The sequence below is a fragment of the Enterococcus sp. DIV0436a genome, from assembly GCF_051711605.1.
Classification (GTDB): Bacteria; Bacillota; Bacilli; order Lactobacillales; family Enterococcaceae; genus Enterococcus_B; species Enterococcus_B faecium.
The window spans coordinates 422,598-436,864 of record NZ_JBIONA010000001.1 but is presented as its reverse complement, the minus strand read 5'-3'; the positions used below and the strand labels follow the sequence as shown (position 1 = coordinate 436,864).

General features: G+C 38.0%; 14 protein-coding genes and 1 pseudogene. 3 read left to right on the top strand and 12 right to left on the bottom strand.

From position 1 onward, the window contains the following. Positions 1–52: 52 nt before the first annotated feature. Positions 53–2,197 (top strand): glucosaminidase domain-containing protein, encoded by a 2,145-nt coding sequence (locus IGL15_RS02055; protein WP_002325891.1) that lies wholly within the window; start codon positions 53–55, stop codon positions 2,195–2,197. A 51-nt stretch (positions 2,198–2,248) separates the two neighbouring features. Here IGL15_RS02055 and IGL15_RS02050 read toward each other — a convergent pair whose 3' ends face one another. From IGL15_RS02050 to IGL15_RS02005, 10 genes are all read right to left on the bottom strand, one after another. Continuing rightward, entirely contained in the window at positions 2,249–3,289 is a 1,041-nt protein-coding gene (locus IGL15_RS02050) for an aldose epimerase family protein (protein WP_002286298.1), read from the bottom strand. A gap of 276 nt (positions 3,290–3,565) precedes the next feature. Beyond that, positions 3,566–5,368, bottom strand: a complete 1,803-nt coding sequence (locus IGL15_RS02045; RefSeq protein WP_002298705.1) for an FtsX-like permease family protein — start codon at positions 5,366–5,368, stop codon at positions 3,566–3,568. Between the two features lie 13 nt (positions 5,369–5,381). Further along, a complete protein-coding gene (locus tag IGL15_RS02040; protein WP_002286304.1) occupies positions 5,382–6,134 on the bottom strand; it encodes an ABC transporter ATP-binding protein in 753 nt (250 codons plus the stop codon). An 8-nt stretch (positions 6,135–6,142) separates the two neighbouring features. After that, positions 6,143–6,505 (bottom strand): YxeA family protein, encoded by a 363-nt coding sequence (locus IGL15_RS02035; RefSeq protein WP_002298706.1) that lies wholly within the window; start codon positions 6,503–6,505, stop codon positions 6,143–6,145. Between the two features lie 175 nt (positions 6,506–6,680). After that, positions 6,681–7,553, bottom strand: coding sequence for an SPFH domain-containing protein (locus IGL15_RS02030; protein ID WP_002286307.1), 873 nt, complete (start codon positions 7,551–7,553; stop codon positions 6,681–6,683). 50 nt (positions 7,554–7,603) lie between these two features. Further along, the gene (locus IGL15_RS02025) at positions 7,604–8,092 is read right to left on the bottom strand and encodes a DUF5348 domain-containing protein (protein WP_002297406.1); all 489 of its coding nucleotides are present in this window, start codon (positions 8,090–8,092) and stop codon (positions 7,604–7,606) included. 137 nt (positions 8,093–8,229) lie between these two features. Continuing rightward, on the bottom strand, positions 8,230–9,021 hold the full coding sequence (locus tag IGL15_RS02020; RefSeq protein ID WP_002322196.1) for a DUF4097 family beta strand repeat-containing protein: 792 nt from the start codon (positions 9,019–9,021) through the stop codon (positions 8,230–8,232). Positions 9,022–9,075: 54 nt separating this feature from the next. Further along, the gene (locus IGL15_RS02015) at positions 9,076–9,684 is read right to left on the bottom strand and encodes a DUF1700 domain-containing protein (protein WP_002297408.1); all 609 of its coding nucleotides are present in this window, start codon (positions 9,682–9,684) and stop codon (positions 9,076–9,078) included. Then, on the bottom strand, positions 9,677–9,994 hold the full coding sequence (locus tag IGL15_RS02010; RefSeq protein ID WP_002286315.1) for a PadR family transcriptional regulator: 318 nt from the start codon (positions 9,992–9,994) through the stop codon (positions 9,677–9,679). Before IGL15_RS02010 ends, IGL15_RS02015 begins: the two co-directional genes overlap by 8 nt. A gap of 156 nt (positions 9,995–10,150) precedes the next feature. Beyond that, a complete protein-coding gene (locus IGL15_RS02005) occupies positions 10,151–10,399 on the bottom strand; it encodes a DUF554 domain-containing protein (protein WP_263863590.1) in 249 nt (82 codons plus the stop codon). 56 nt (positions 10,400–10,455) lie between these two features. Here IGL15_RS02005 and IGL15_RS02000 point away from each other — a divergent pair, with 56 nt between their 5' ends. Further along, entirely contained in the window at positions 10,456–11,409 is a 954-nt protein-coding gene (locus tag IGL15_RS02000) for an IS30 family transposase (protein ID WP_000222572.1), read from the top strand. Between the two features lie 3 nt (positions 11,410–11,412). Here IGL15_RS02000 and IGL15_RS01995 read toward each other — a convergent pair. Further along, positions 11,413–11,946: pseudogene (locus tag IGL15_RS01995) on the bottom strand (DUF554 family protein); the annotation flags it as partial. Positions 11,947–12,104: 158 nt separating this feature from the next. Here IGL15_RS01995 and IGL15_RS01990 point away from each other — a divergent pair. Next, a complete protein-coding gene (locus IGL15_RS01990; protein WP_104765506.1) occupies positions 12,105–12,986 on the top strand; it encodes a LysR family transcriptional regulator in 882 nt (293 codons plus the stop codon). 239 nt (positions 12,987–13,225) lie between these two features. On the opposite strand, the gene IGL15_RS01985 is transcribed toward IGL15_RS01990, so the two are convergent. Then, entirely contained in the window at positions 13,226–14,266 is a 1,041-nt protein-coding gene (locus tag IGL15_RS01985) for a HAMP domain-containing sensor histidine kinase (RefSeq protein ID WP_002307927.1), read from the bottom strand. Position 14,267 lies beyond the last annotated feature (1 nt).

Genomic DNA, 14,267 nt, shown 5'->3' with positions numbered 1-14,267 from the left:
ATGAATGCTGAATAAGACAGAAAATCAATGAAAGGAAAAGGACTAGTTTATTATGAAAAATAAAAAAACGATACGTTTGCTAGCTGCTACTTGGCTGATTGCTCCGTCTGTTTTGTCGACCAATACCGTATTTGCCGTAGATAATCAAACAGCTGATCAAACAGTCACAACAGATACGACTACATCCAGCTCAGCTACTAGTGAAACAACGGATTCTTTTACAGAAGACCCAACTGGAACAACTAACTCAACAACAGGATCGACCGAGCCAACTGAAATTGATCCGGCTGATCCATCAGAAAATGAAAAGCCAGCCGAGACATATTCCCTTACAATTGCTCCTTCTTTGATTGGTAAGATCCAACTGACTGCTTCGACAGCGGATTCCCCTGAACAGCAACCTTTGGATATTACGGAAAGTGGAACGGTAGAAGGTTTATTAGCGGAAACGAAGGTAACTTACACTATTACGCCAGCTGAAGGTGAACAAATTGCTTCAGTCGCTGTTAATGGTGCCAAAGAAGTAAATTATGATGCAAAGACCTTTACAGTAGGTACGAACAATTTATCTATTACTGCAGAATTTGAACCTGTACCGGATACTTCAACAGAGAAACCAACTGATCCTAGTGAAGAAGTCCCTAGTACACCAGATCCGGAAACGCCAAACAAACCAGATGTGGGTAATAACAACAATAATAATGGTTCAAATAATTCAAACAATAATAACAATAATTCGAACAGCGGGAATTCTTCGAATCAAACAAACCCATCTGGATCGAATAACAATGGAAATACTCAGAGAGAACCAAACCATCCAAACAATGGTTCATCAAATGGCGGAACGAACAATGCTTCATCTCGTCCAAATACAGCAAATCAAAGCGGTATAGAGAATCCATCTTCTGCTTCTTCTGATTTTGTTGTAAAATCACCAATTGATGCTGTATTGCCTACAAATACAACGAATGTCCAACAAGCAATCGTTCGAGAAGCATTCAAGCATCTTGGAAAACCATATGTATGGGGAGCAAAAGGTCCAAATACTTTTGACTGTTCTGGTTTGACTTATTACGTATATATGAAAGCAACCGGTCATTATATCGGTGGCTGGACAGGCGAACAGCAATATGCAGGTACACAGATTCCAGTAAGTCAGGCCCAACCTGGTGATCTCGTCTTCTGGGGACCTTCTTCTGGTGTTACCCACCACGTAGGTATCTATATTGGGAACGGACAATTTATCCATGCGCCTCAACCAGGAGATAAAGTTCGAGTAACTTCTATTTCAGATTTCACGCCTGATTTTGCTGTCCGAGTAAACTTAGCAGGTTTACCTGCTGCTTCAGGTTCGCTGACAGGCGGCTCATCTATTTTAGATGGATTAGATGGCTCGTTCCATTTCAGTCAAAACCAAACAACTGATCAGTTCTTGAAAAAGATTGCAGATGATGCACAGGAAATCGGGCAAAAAGAAGGAATCTACGCATCAGTCATGATGGCTCAAGCTATCCTTGAAAGTGGATCTGGAAACAGCTTATTATCAAGCGAACCAAATCATAACCTTTTTGGTATCAAAGGATCATATAAAGGAAGCAGCGTGACCTTCAATACACTTGAACAAGATAGTTCCGGACAAAGCTACCAAATCCGCGCACAATTCCGTAAATATCCTTCTTACAAGGAAAGTTTGGAAGACTATGCCGACTTGATCAAAAATGGACTGACTGGCAATCCTGATTTCTACAAACCAACTTGGAAGTCGGAAACAAAAGACTACAAAGAAGCAACCAAATATTTGGAAGGACGTTATGCTACAGATCGCCAATATTCACAAAAATTGAACGCGATCATCGAAGCGTACGACCTGACAAAATATGATGAACCGAAAAAAGAAGCAGCAACAACTGAAGAAGCAAACGCTGAAATCCTCAATATGTCTAAGCGATTCGATGTGCCAATCAAATGGACAACAGATGGCGTGCCAATCACAGGATTAGAATTTTCAACGATAAAACGCGTCAACAACGCTTCTTCCATCTTCCGTGTCGCTTCAATCTGGGATTTGTGGAACAATTTTACGGCAAGACAGATACCAGAAACAACTACTCGTACAGTTAAAGCTGCAACTGTTCCTGTACTAACCTTGTTAAGTTTAGACAAATCATTCTGGCTTGATCTGCCTTTAAAGAAATAGAATAAATTAAAAAGGGGATGTGACACTGTCACACTCCCTTTTTAATTTATTCTATTTCTTTATATTTATTTTGTATTCCGTTACAAACTCGCGTACTTGGTTAGGTTCCAGAGTGACATCTCCAAAACTTTCAAGTCGCTCCGCTCCTGGCAGTTCTTGAGTCTCAAATGTGATACCGCCATGATTTACTAATTTATTCCCGCGCATTTCCGGTCCATCTTCTCCAAAATTTGCTGTAAAAATCACGATTCCTGAAGCATCTGTTTTTACTTGGATCGATACTTTTTCATCTGGGCTTGTCAATTCCGCAGCATTTAGTAAACCAGATTGTTTTTTCAACAAAAATGGATGATCGATACCGCCCACTATCATTGATTGGCGAAAATCACTGGCAAAGACCTCACCTAATTTTTTAGGACGTTGGAAGTCAAATGCTGTGCCACTTACTGAAACTACTTCTCCTGTAGGCGTTGTATCTTTATTGAGCGTAGCAAATAATCGGCTATTCAACCAAAGTATATGTTCGTCGATTGACTGTGCTGGATCACCGGTTAAATTGAAATAGACATGATTTGTAGGATTGAATACTGTTTTGCGGTCACTGATCCCTTGGACCGTCACTCGCCATGTATCATCGTTCGTCAGCGTATACCGTACTTCTACATCTAAAGTTCCAGGAAATCCGTTTTCCATGTCTGGGCTAGTCTGATAGAAAATGACCGATGCTTCGTTTTCACCATTGATGACTGTATAATGCCACTGCTTGGCTTCAAAGCTAGGTGCACCACCATGTAAACAATGACCAGTGTCCGGGTCTGTTTTTACTTCGAACGTTTCATCATCTAATTTGAATGTGCCATTCGTAATCCGTCCAGCCATACGTCCGATTGAAGCACCGATATAAGGGTCTTTTTCTAGATATTCTTTTGCTTCATCAAAACCTAAGATCAACTCTCGTTTTTCATTATCGATTATTGTTTGAAAATGAACAACCCGTGCCCCAAGATCACTGACAGACAAAGATGTCCCATTTTGATTCGTGATCGTAATCAAGTGATAGTTTTCGCCAAAATTTTGTTCATTGATTTCCATGTTCCTTGCACCCTCTTTTCTTTCATTTGCACTGATTCCAGTATACATGGAAACCGTTTTCTTAACAGCTTATTCCGTGAGTAACGAGAAAAAATTTACTATATTCTAATAAAAGACCGTGAAAAAAAGGTTGTGACAAAAATATTGTCACAACCTCTTTTTCCGAACAAACGGTGTTCAAAAGCTTGCATCCGCGGTAATAAGCCCAACCAAACGAAAAATATGAGGAGCTATTTTTGCTTGGCTGTTCTTATTACTTGATGCAGGACAGCTTTTTCACAATCTCTTTTTCAATACGATTCCAGTATATAACCATGTCGTCAGTACATAGTAGATGAAATACAATACGAAGAAGATCGTAAACGGAACCCAAATATCTTTGTATGGATTTTGCATGAATAGACCAAACATTTGTAATCCGAATAAGACATGGACTACACCTAAGATTCCTGGTGCTAAGAATAACACGCCTACTTCTCTACGGATCGATTGTTTAAGCAACCCGCGTCGTGTTCCTATCTTTTCAAGCATTTCATAACGAGCAATGTCACTCTTGCTTCCTGACAAGATCTTGAACATCAAACAGCTAGCAAGCATGGTCAAGAAAGCTAAACCTAGGAAGAATCCCATAAATTCAAAACCAGAGAATAGACCATTATACACTTCATACATTTCATATTTCTGGTTGCTGTACTCTACTTTTTGCAAAGATGGATTGTTCATTTTATTTTGAGCAACAAGTGTTTCGATTGGTTTCAGGTTTGCTTGGAAGTCTTTTACCTGAACTAGCTGTAAAGTGGATTGTGGCAAGTTCAGTTGATCAAATTCTGATTGACTGACTACCTTGATTTCTTTTTCTTGCTGTTCCGGCAATTCATAGCTTCGAAGTTCCTCTTGTACAGTCAGTTCATTCATTTTTTCAGCAGGAACTTTTTCTTTCGTGATCTTCGGCGGTGTTCCATCTTCATGTTTTATCATGATCAATGGTTGAGCCGCAAATTCACTTGCATTATAGTAAATCGTTCCCGCATCTTCTTTTTGAGTATAAGAAGCAGAAAGTGTTGGTGAAAGTTCTTTGATTTTTTGCTGATCTTCTGCCCGAGGATTATTCATCACTAGATCATATCCAGAATTGTTTTCTGTCAAGTCTGCAATTTCATTTTTAAAACCTAATCCTACCGTCAAAGCGCCCAGTGCCAAGGCAAACAGCATAGCGACCATTGAGAGCATTTGTGTATATTCACGAATACGAAAGTTTAACTGTGACAATGTGAAATTGTTCAATTTTTTCAATGAAATCTGTTCTGATTTCTTTAGTAATGATAAAAAGAAAATGATCACAGAATGGAAAATGAAATAAGTTCCTAATACGATCGTAACTAAGGCTACTCCTATACCAAAGACTTGATAGGTCCCCACGTGTTTCATCATATAGTAACCGCAGCCTAGAAAAGCAATTCCCAGTACTACTTCAAGGAAAAACAAGAATTTATGCTGCTTGATTCTTGTTGGTGTCTGATCCGCACGAATCAATGCTAATATCGGTTTTTTGACAATCGAAAAAGCATTGACAACAGCAGCTAATAAAAACAAAACAGCAAAAAACAAAACAGTGATCAACAACCCGTGAATACTAAAAGGTGTAAAATGCGAAATATTGAGATCTAACTGATCCACTAATAATCGGTGGACGATACTTGTCAATCCTACACCGACAGCTGAACCCACTAAAGTAGCTGCGATCCCTACTAAGAATGTTTCAGAAAAAATCATCTGTGCGATTTTTCTGCCTTTTGCTCCTAGCATCATAAACATTGCATAGTCTTTTTGCCGCATCGTCATCAAAAAGGAATTTGCATATAAAATATAAACGAATGTGATGATCCCTAGTAAAACAGAACCGAATCGGAAAATGATAACTGTAGCCGCAACGATCGTATTACTTTTCAAAAAAGCTTCGTTGCTTGCCATTGATTCAAACATGTAAAAAATAGCAGATGCCATAACTAATCCTGAGAATAACACCAAGTAGTCTCTTAAACGGCTCTTGATCCCAGTAAGTGATAATTTCCAAAGCATAGTCAATCTCCCCCTACTGTTCCAAGTTTCCAAGAATAGATAGTATTTCTCGATAGAAGGAATCACGGCTTTGATCTCCACGTTTCACTTCTTGATGGATACCGCCATCCTTGATGAATAAAATACGTTGGCAATAACTTGCAGAAAACGGATCATGCGTCACAAGAAGAATCGATACATGATCTTTTGTATTCAATTCATCCATCGTATCTAAAAGATCCCGGGCACTTTTGGAATCCAGCGCACCTGTAGGCTCATCCCCTAATAGAATCGTTGGTTGTGTGATCAATGCACGTGCGGCGGCGACCCGTTGTTTTTGTCCACCGGAAATCTCAGAAGGATAGCTTTCCAAAATATGAGAGATGGATAAACGTTCTGCAATTTTTTGGACACGTTGCTTGATTTCTTTTGGTCTGACGCCTTGTAAAGAAAGAGGAACAGCGATATTTTCTTGTGCTGTCAAGCTTTCTAATAAATTGAAATCTTGGAAAATAAAGCCAATCTCATTCGCACGAAAATCTGCTAGTTGATTTCCTTTTAATGTGGTCACATCTTTTTGATTGATTCGGATATGCCCATCTGTTGGTTTATCTAATGTGGATAAAATATTCAAAAGTGTCGATTTACCAGAACCAGAAGCGCCCATGATCCCAATAAATTCGCCTTTTTCTACATCGAAGCTGATGCCGCTTAATGCTTGCGTCTTTTTCTCATTGTTTTTTCCGTATACTTTTGTTACATTCTGTACTTCGACTATTTTGTTCATTTCTTTCCCTACCCTTTAATTAGTTTTTCCAGTGCTGTTTTCGGCACGTCTTTTTTTTCGACTTCTTCATACGAAGTGACACCTTTATTTTTGTTCCAGGTGATTTTTAAATATGCTCCTTTACGAAGCGGTCGAGTCAATTGTCCCTTGAAGTCCAGTTCTTTTTCCTTACCCTCTTTCGTATAGCCAGGCAGGATATATCTATAGTTGACTGTTTCTTGTCCAGAGTCTAACTTTGAAACTGTTTTTGTACCATCTGTCGTAATTTGTACATAGTATTCTTCTCCACCCATAACTACGTAATCTGCGATTTTCACCCCTGCAAGTACCACAACGATGAAAACAAGTAGACCGATCAGAAGTTTTTTCACTTTTTCCCCTTCTCTCTTACTTTATATACTGATTATAGAAAAAAGCGAACAATTCTGCCTTCGAATCAACTATCATTCTTCTTTCAATTTTGTCATTTTCTTTAAAACAACTAAAAAAAGAGTTCAAGACAATAATCCGTCCTAAACTCCTTCTTCCTATCTTACAAAAAGTATGTCACTTACGGTCTTTCATGTCGCCTGTATTGATAACAGGTTGCGTTCCTTTGTCTGTAATGATTGAGACAAGTAAATTATTGATCAATTGGACTTTCCGATCATCGGTGAAATTGATTTCTTGTCCATCTTCGATTTGCTCTAAGGCCATTTGAGTGATTGTGACAGCTCCTTCAACAATGGTTTGTCGAGCAGACAAAATGGCTTTTGCTTGTTGACGTTGGAGCATGGCACTAGCGATTTCTGTTGCATAGGCTAAATGGTTCAAGCGTGTTTCGATTACTTCGACACCTGCTACTGCTAAACGCTCTTGCAGCTCTTTTTGCAACTCGTCAGACACTGCCGTCGTGTTTCCTCGAAGCGTCAAATCATTCTCATTGAATGTATCATACGGGTATTGGCTAGCGATATGCCGAATGGCTGTCTCACTTTGGATTTCTACAAAATCTTGATAATACGCTACATCGAATAATGCCTTTGCTGTATCAACGACTTTAAAGACTACTACTGCTGAGATTTCGATGGGGTTTCCATCCAAATCATTGACTTTTAAAACAGAACTATTGAAATTCCGAACTTTCAACGAAACAGTCATTTTTTGTGCCAAAGGTATCGTAAGGAAAAAGCCATTTTCTCGAATCGTACCTAAATATTGTCCAAAAAACAAAATTACTTTTGCTTGATTAGGACTGACTACAGTTGCCGAACTTAACAACAATAACGTGATCAACCAAAGAAAAATACTTAAAAAAAGTGCCCAAACTTTCGCTTGCCACATGCCTAAATAGAAGAAAAACAATCCAACTAAAGCTAATACGACCAATCCGACAATCCCTGCATAGCCATTGATATAAAATGCTCTTTTTTCTCTCATGCTACTTCCTGCGCTCCTTTATCCTTCAATAAATATCTAATGTTACTTTTTTAATTTTTTTTTCGAATACGCGCCATTACACCTTCTAGTTCTAACTCTTTGTCTTCAGTGATGTACCAACCGCTTGCCTGTGTCCCTCCGGCTGCCTGCGGTAAATAATCCAATTTTGTTCGAACCCAGTGCTTTTCTTCTGTAAAATAGTCTTCTACCAAGATCTCTAGATCCATCCCTGCTGAAAGAGGCAAATCTTCCCGAACAGATTTAAAGATAAATCGTTCCTTCTTCCCATCATACTTCAATATTCCTGTATCGATAATCGGTAAAGAATAATAATCCAGCTCTTTCTTCACCGTCAATAAATGTTTGAAAACTTCATGGTATACTTGCTCTAATTGACGACCTTCTGAATTGTTCGGGTAATTAACCATCACTTTTTCTTTGTCTGGATCATAGAAGGTTTGGCTTAGTTGAGTGATATAAGTATGTAATCTTTCCATTTCTGTCTTTAACTTTTCTCTTTGACCTTCTTCTACCTTCATATACTCTTTCACCCTGTTTTCTTTTTAGATATTTTCTTTCTTATTTTACTATAGTTATGTGCGTTAAGCGATGAAAAACAGCAAAGATTGGAAGGATCTTTGCTGTTTTTTCTTAAAATATCCAGTTGAGTACAGGATCAATCTGTTTCATTGTCCTCTTGATCCGTCGTAATATTGATCGATGTGTCTTTAGCAGTGATCTTTAGCTTTTTCTGTCCTTGTTCTAACAAAGTATTTGTTATTGGCTGGTAGTCTTTTTCAATATAAGATTCACCAGACGTTTGGATAGTATAGCCACTGTTTTCCATCTCATGCAAAGATAAATTACCACCGTTTAGGATGACTTTTCCTTCTTTGCTGATCAAACTGTCTTCTAGATGGAAGTTGCTGTTTTCACCTGTGACGATCAAGTTATCCACATTGGCCTCATCTAGTCGAAGTGAGCCTAATTCATCTTTCGCAGTTATTGTTCCTCCTGTAAATTCATTGAACGATACCCAGCCATCATGTGTCTTAGTATTCACTTTTTTGATTGATACTTCGTTGATATCAATTGCACTATTATTCCCTTCGATTGTCAATTCAGATAATTCATGATCTGCAGGGACAACAATAGTGATTTGTGCACTTGTGTCTTCTAAACTAATGATTGCACCTGTTGATTTTTTGACTGCATTCACAGTCAACACGCCATTTTTCTCCTTTATTTCTGGCTTTTCTGTCTTATCATAAGTCGTTTTTATCTCAAAATCCAATCCGCGTATGACCGAAACTGTTTGATTTTCTGCATGGATGACGATTTTGTTTGCATCCTTGATTTTTTTTGTCTCAGTAACCATATCGATCAACCGAGGACCATTATCCCAAGTCAGACTTTTTTGAGCGCCTAATGTATAAGTTGCACCTGCTAGGAGGCCACCAGTAAGCATCAGACCAATACCGGTAATCAAAAAATGTTTCAATCTCAATTTATGTGTCCTCCTTCAAACGCCCGCTGAATGCAGTTCTCTTTTTGTAATAAAACGTCGTCCCATCCATTTAACAAAGTTCATCATGACATAAAAAAGCCCTTTTGTTCCTTTCAGCAACAGTGGCGAAATAAATACTGCGCTTCCTGTGGCGAACAGACCGACACCGATAAAGAATAATCCACTCAGAATCGATTGTCCAAACACACTTATTCCTGATATGATCATGAATAGGCCAACACCTAAGATACTGATACATAAAACATAGATACTAAAAATGAGCGCTAGTAAAGCAACCAATAGTCCCCCAATAACCAATATAAACCCCAGTGCTAGTGGAATGAGGACAGGAGAAGCAAATAAACCGATAATGATTAACCAAATCAGGCGAATTTGTCTTTTTGGATTTTTCACTAACTCGTTTTCTGCTTGTTCTTCTTCTGAAAAGTAACTGATTTTTAATTTTAAGGCAAACTGCTTTGGTGTACCATATTCATCAATGATCTGATCTAATGTTTTTCCAGAATCTAAAAAATATTCCTCATAATACTGGATCAAATCAAAACGATCGTCTTCAGGAATTTCTTGAAGATGATCCACAACTTCATTCAAATATTCATTCATTTGTGCTCTCCTCCAATAACCGGTCTAAAGAATCTCGAAAAACAATCCATTCATCAATAATTTCTTCTAAATGACGACTTCCCATTGGTGTCAACGAGTAATATCGACGGTTTCTGCCTTCAAAAGGTTCATCATAGGTCTCAAGATATCCTTCTTTTTTCAATCTTCTCAAAACCGGATATAGTGTAGATTCACTGACAGAGAGACTTTCTTGTACGATTTTTGTTAAGGCATACCCATACATATCTTCCTTGCTTAATGCTGCTAGCACAGTACCATCAAGAAGAACAGTTGGAATCTGGATGTGCATTACGTCACCTTCTATTCTCAAGTGTAATATTTTATTTCAATCTATATTATACAACATATAATATAGTTTCAAAATCAGTTTGTCAAATACAAAAAAACTGACTAAAAGATTTGATCCTTTTTAGTCAGCAAAAAAATGGCTTCTCTTTGATTTTTATTATAACAGTGGCATAATCCAATTTGTCCACATCCAGCTCAGTGGCATGATAACGATCATTGCAGGTATCATGTCAGCTACTGGGAACATTTTCACGTTGATCATTCTAAAACCGGTAGCGACCATCAAGAATCCGCCGCAAGCTTTAAAATCTAAGATCATGTCTGGTGTAGTCAATGGATAAATAAATTTTGCCAATAAGAACAAAACGCCGTTTGTATAATTAAGCGAGACAAATAAAAAAGCCATTTATGTTACACTCAAATTGTAATACCCGCTAAAGCATACAAGGAGAGTGAACACAAATGACTTATACCCATCTTACACCAAACGAGCTTGTAATGATAGAAGCATATTTTCATCAAGAAACTCCGGTTGCTATCGTTGCGAAGCAGCTTAAACGTGGACGCCAAACAATTTACAATGTCTATAACTTTCTCAAATGTGGTGGAACAGCACTTGAATACTTTGAACAATACAAAGAAAATAAGCGACGTTGTGGGAGAACCGAAATCATTTTTCCTGCTGAGGAAAAAGAATACATTGAAAAAAGATCAACTGAAGGTTGGACCCCAGACGTCATTATTGGCCGTGCAGAGCGAACCTTCTCTTGTTCAGTAAGTACCCTCTATCGCCGGTTTAAGACGGGAGAATTCAATGTTTTACATTTACCGATGCAAGGAAAACGAAAACCAAATGGTTATAAGGAAAAACGTGGAAAACAGGCATTCAAAAGAAATATTTCTGAACGTAAAAAAGATTATGTCGTTTTCGAAGAAGAATTTGGACATTTAGAGGGTGATACGATTGTCGGCATCCACCATAAAAGTGCCGTCATCACACTCGTTGAGCGACTTTCAAAAGCCATTATCGCCTTGAAACCAGAAGGCCGTAAGGCAGTTGATATTGAAAATTCGATTAATGAATGGCTTCAATCCGTACCCAAAAATCTTTTCAAATCAATTACCTTTGATTGTGGAAAAGAATTCTCTAATTGGAAAAGTATTAGTAATACGAATGATATTGATATTTATTTCGCAGACCCAGGAACGCCTTCCCAACGGGGATTAAATGAACATTCAAACGGACTCCTCCGAAAAGATGGACTACCAAAAGAAATGGAATTCAACCAAGTCAATCAAGGATTCATCTCATCCGTTGCGTCCAAAAGAAACCATATCCCTAGAAAATCACTAAATTACCAAACACCATTAGAAGTTTTTTTGAGTTACGTAAATGGAAAGTTTTGTCTCGCTTAATTTGACAAATAATAAAATATAAAAAATAATGAATTGGGGAATTGCTATCACAGAAACGACATACCCTAAATTACACGCAAAAATAGCTGCTGTGAAAAAATCAAGGACAGATTTAGAAATCAAAATCGTACTGTCTCCTGTCATCCCAGAATCTAAACTTCCATAGATCCCCGTACCACTTGCACAAAATAGAACAATGACCGTCACTAATGTACTGATAAATTCATCGTGGGTCATACCAAGCTTTTCACTAGGGAAGATTTTAGAAATAGGTACTTGCATCAGCGCAGCCCCCTTATTTATCCCATTACCTAAATGAACAATCAGACCAATCGCTGTTCCTATCACTAAAGCAAAAATAACAGCCGGCATATTTTTCATCGACGCAATGGAATAGATTCCCATCCCCATCGAACACACACCAAAAACCATCGTCAGCTGTGCTTTAAAATGTTCACTTAATTTATTTCCTACTAATCCGCCAATTAGTCCGCCAAGCAAAACGGAACCTACATTAATCAAAACTCCAGTTGGCATCAAAAAACTCCTCTCTTTTTCTACGAAGCGAAAAAAATCAGAAAAATTTCTGTAATTATTGCTTTCGCTGCAAGAAAGATTGTACCAGACAGAGTAGGTTACACCAATTCATTTTTTGTGTTAAAGTATTCTTTATTGGAATAAGTAGGAGGAATATGATGGATATCCATAAATTTGAAGTTTTTCTTGATTTAGCCGAAACAATGAATTTCACCAAAACTGCTGAACGACAATTCACCACCCAAGGAAACATTTCTAAACAGATTCTTTCGTTAGAAACAGAACTAGACGTCAAATTATTCGAACGTGCCCATAGAAAAATCGAGTTGACCGAAGCTGGAAGCTTGTTGCTCCCTTATGTAAAAAATGTCGTAGAACAATACCATGCCATGCAAGAAGTGCTTGAAACCTATACGCAAGAAAACAATCTTTCATTAAATATCTTAACGATACCAACCATGATCAATTACCAAGGCTTTTCCAAAATTACCGAATTTTTGAAACGCCATCCTGAATTTACGGTCCAGTTGAAAGAAGTGGAAAGTATCGAACTGACTTATGACGATACAAATGAACATAGTGATACGATCCACTTTGCCAGAAGCTTTCAGGCCCCACCAAGTTCGATTGAGTGGTTGCCTACTGAAACAGACGATTTTGTAGCAGTTCTACCTAAAAATCATCCTTTAGCTAGTAAAAAGAAATTGGATCTAAGCGAACTGAAAAAGGAGAATTTTTTGGTTCTTGGCCCTACTACGAACTTGTATCAACCTGTGCTGGACTTGTGTCGCGAAGCTGGATTTGAACCGAGAATCTCTTATAAAGGATCAAGGATCGACTTGATCATCAATATGATTGCAAATGACATGGGGATTGCTATTGTTATGGAAAAAACAGTCAAAAATCTGTTAAAAGAAAATACTGTGATCCTCCCCATCTCTCCAACAAAAGAAAGTTATCTCGCATTTACGCGTAAAATCGGTGAACATTCTTTGGCTTCAGACACATTTTGGGAGTATTTAAATCAAGAAGAAAACTAAGCCCTACATTTTCTGTCCATCTATCCACCCCAAAAAAGAGAGCGACGCATGACTTTCGCTCTCTTTCTTACATCGTGCCATTGATTCAATGACACATCTAACGCTTCTCGTATTTCAATAGAAGATCAGCGATTTTATGCCGGAAGAACATTAAGAGCAATTCGCTAATCACAAAAAAACGTCTAAAAATCCCTAAAAACCTTCACTAGAATTTTTAGGTATTTTGTTCTTTTTTCCTATTATTTGCTTAAACGTATTATTGCTGTCGTCCCTACTCCTTCGATACTGCTATAATCGATACGTCCATCATGTAGTTCTAGAATTTTTTTGACCAGTGAAAGCCCTAGTCCATTCCCAGAAATCTGACGGCTTGTATCTCCTTGATAAAATTTTTCAAACATTCGATCTCGGGTCTCTTCATTCATTCCTACACCTGAATCGGTCACTTCCAGTACGATCTCTGTGGCTGTCTCAAATAGTTTGATATGAATCTGTCCATTGACTTGATTGTACTTTATGGCGTTATCCATGATATTCAACCACACTTGGTACAAAAACTCTTCATTGCCTGTGTAATTTACTGCAGCAAGTTCGATATCCAATTCTAGCTGTTCTTTCTCCCATTTAGGCTGCAAAAAAACGATTACTTCTCGAATTTGTTCATCTAATCGGTACTCTTTTTTTTCCAGTTGGATACGCTGGTTTTCCAGTTTGTTCAATTTTAAGATGTTCTCTGTTAATTGTGAAAGCTGCGTGATACTTTCGATAATCCGATATAAAAATATTTGGCGTTCTTCGTCAGAGAGATTTGGGGCTTGTAACAATTGTACGTATCCTTGGATTGTTGCTAGTGGTGTTTTGAATTCATGGGATACACTGGACACAAAGTCATTCCTCAGTGTCTCGATACTATTGAGTTCTTGGACCATAACGTTGAAATCTTTATACAGTTGCTGTACTTCTGCTACTTTCTGCTGTTCATCCATTCGAATCGAAAAATCTCCCGTTGCTACCAGACTCATATTTGTCCCTAGCGCACTGATTGGATGCAGAATACGCCGCCCAACAAAAATCGATATTCCTGTACCCACGACCATACTGAACCCTGCAAAGACGAATAACGGGTATAGCGTTGGTTTTCCAGCCGATTCAGCAGGTGAGATAGAATGTCGAGACAATAAGAAAATAAAACCGAGAAAACACAGCAGTGTCACTAAGATCGAAATGAAGACAATACTAGCAAAATAGATCCATAATTGTGAAAATAGCTTTTTTTTCATC

Bases quoted from the DNA above. Each gene is read 5' to 3' on its own strand.
- IGL15_RS02055 (WP_002325891.1), top strand. From the start codon at position 53: ATGAAAAATAAAAAAACGATACGTTTGCTAGCTGCTACTTGGCTGATT.
- IGL15_RS02050 (WP_002286298.1), bottom strand. From the start codon at position 3,289: ATGGAAATCAATGAACAAAATTTTGGCGAAAACTATCACTTGATTACG.
- IGL15_RS02045 (WP_002298705.1), bottom strand. From the start codon at position 5,368: ATGCTTTGGAAATTATCACTTACTGGGATCAAGAGCCGTTTAAGAGAC.
- IGL15_RS02040 (WP_002286304.1), bottom strand. From the start codon at position 6,134: ATGAACAAAATAGTCGAAGTACAGAATGTAACAAAAGTATACGGAAAA.
- IGL15_RS02030 (WP_002286307.1), bottom strand. From the start codon at position 7,553: ATGAGAGAAAAAAGAGCATTTTATATCAATGGCTATGCAGGGATTGTC.
- IGL15_RS02025 (WP_002297406.1), bottom strand. From the start codon at position 8,092: ATGAAGGTAGAAGAAGGTCAAAGAGAAAAGTTAAAGACAGAAATGGAA.
- IGL15_RS02020 (WP_002322196.1), bottom strand. From the start codon at position 9,021: ATGCTTACTGGTGGCCTCCTAGCAGGTGCAACTTATACATTAGGCGCT.
- IGL15_RS02015 (WP_002297408.1), bottom strand. From the start codon at position 9,684: ATGAATGAATATTTGAATGAAGTTGTGGATCATCTTCAAGAAATTCCT.
- IGL15_RS02010 (WP_002286315.1), bottom strand. From the start codon at position 9,994: ATGCACATCCAGATTCCAACTGTTCTTCTTGATGGTACTGTGCTAGCA.
- IGL15_RS02005 (WP_263863590.1), bottom strand. From the start codon at position 10,399: ATGGCTTTTTTATTTGTCTCGCTTAATTATACAAACGGCGTTTTGTTC.
- IGL15_RS02000 (WP_000222572.1), top strand. From the start codon at position 10,456: ATGACTTATACCCATCTTACACCAAACGAGCTTGTAATGATAGAAGCA.
- IGL15_RS01990 (WP_104765506.1), top strand. From the start codon at position 12,105: ATGGATATCCATAAATTTGAAGTTTTTCTTGATTTAGCCGAAACAATG.
- IGL15_RS01985 (WP_002307927.1), bottom strand. From the start codon at position 14,266: ATGAAAAAAAAGCTATTTTCACAATTATGGATCTATTTTGCTAGTATT.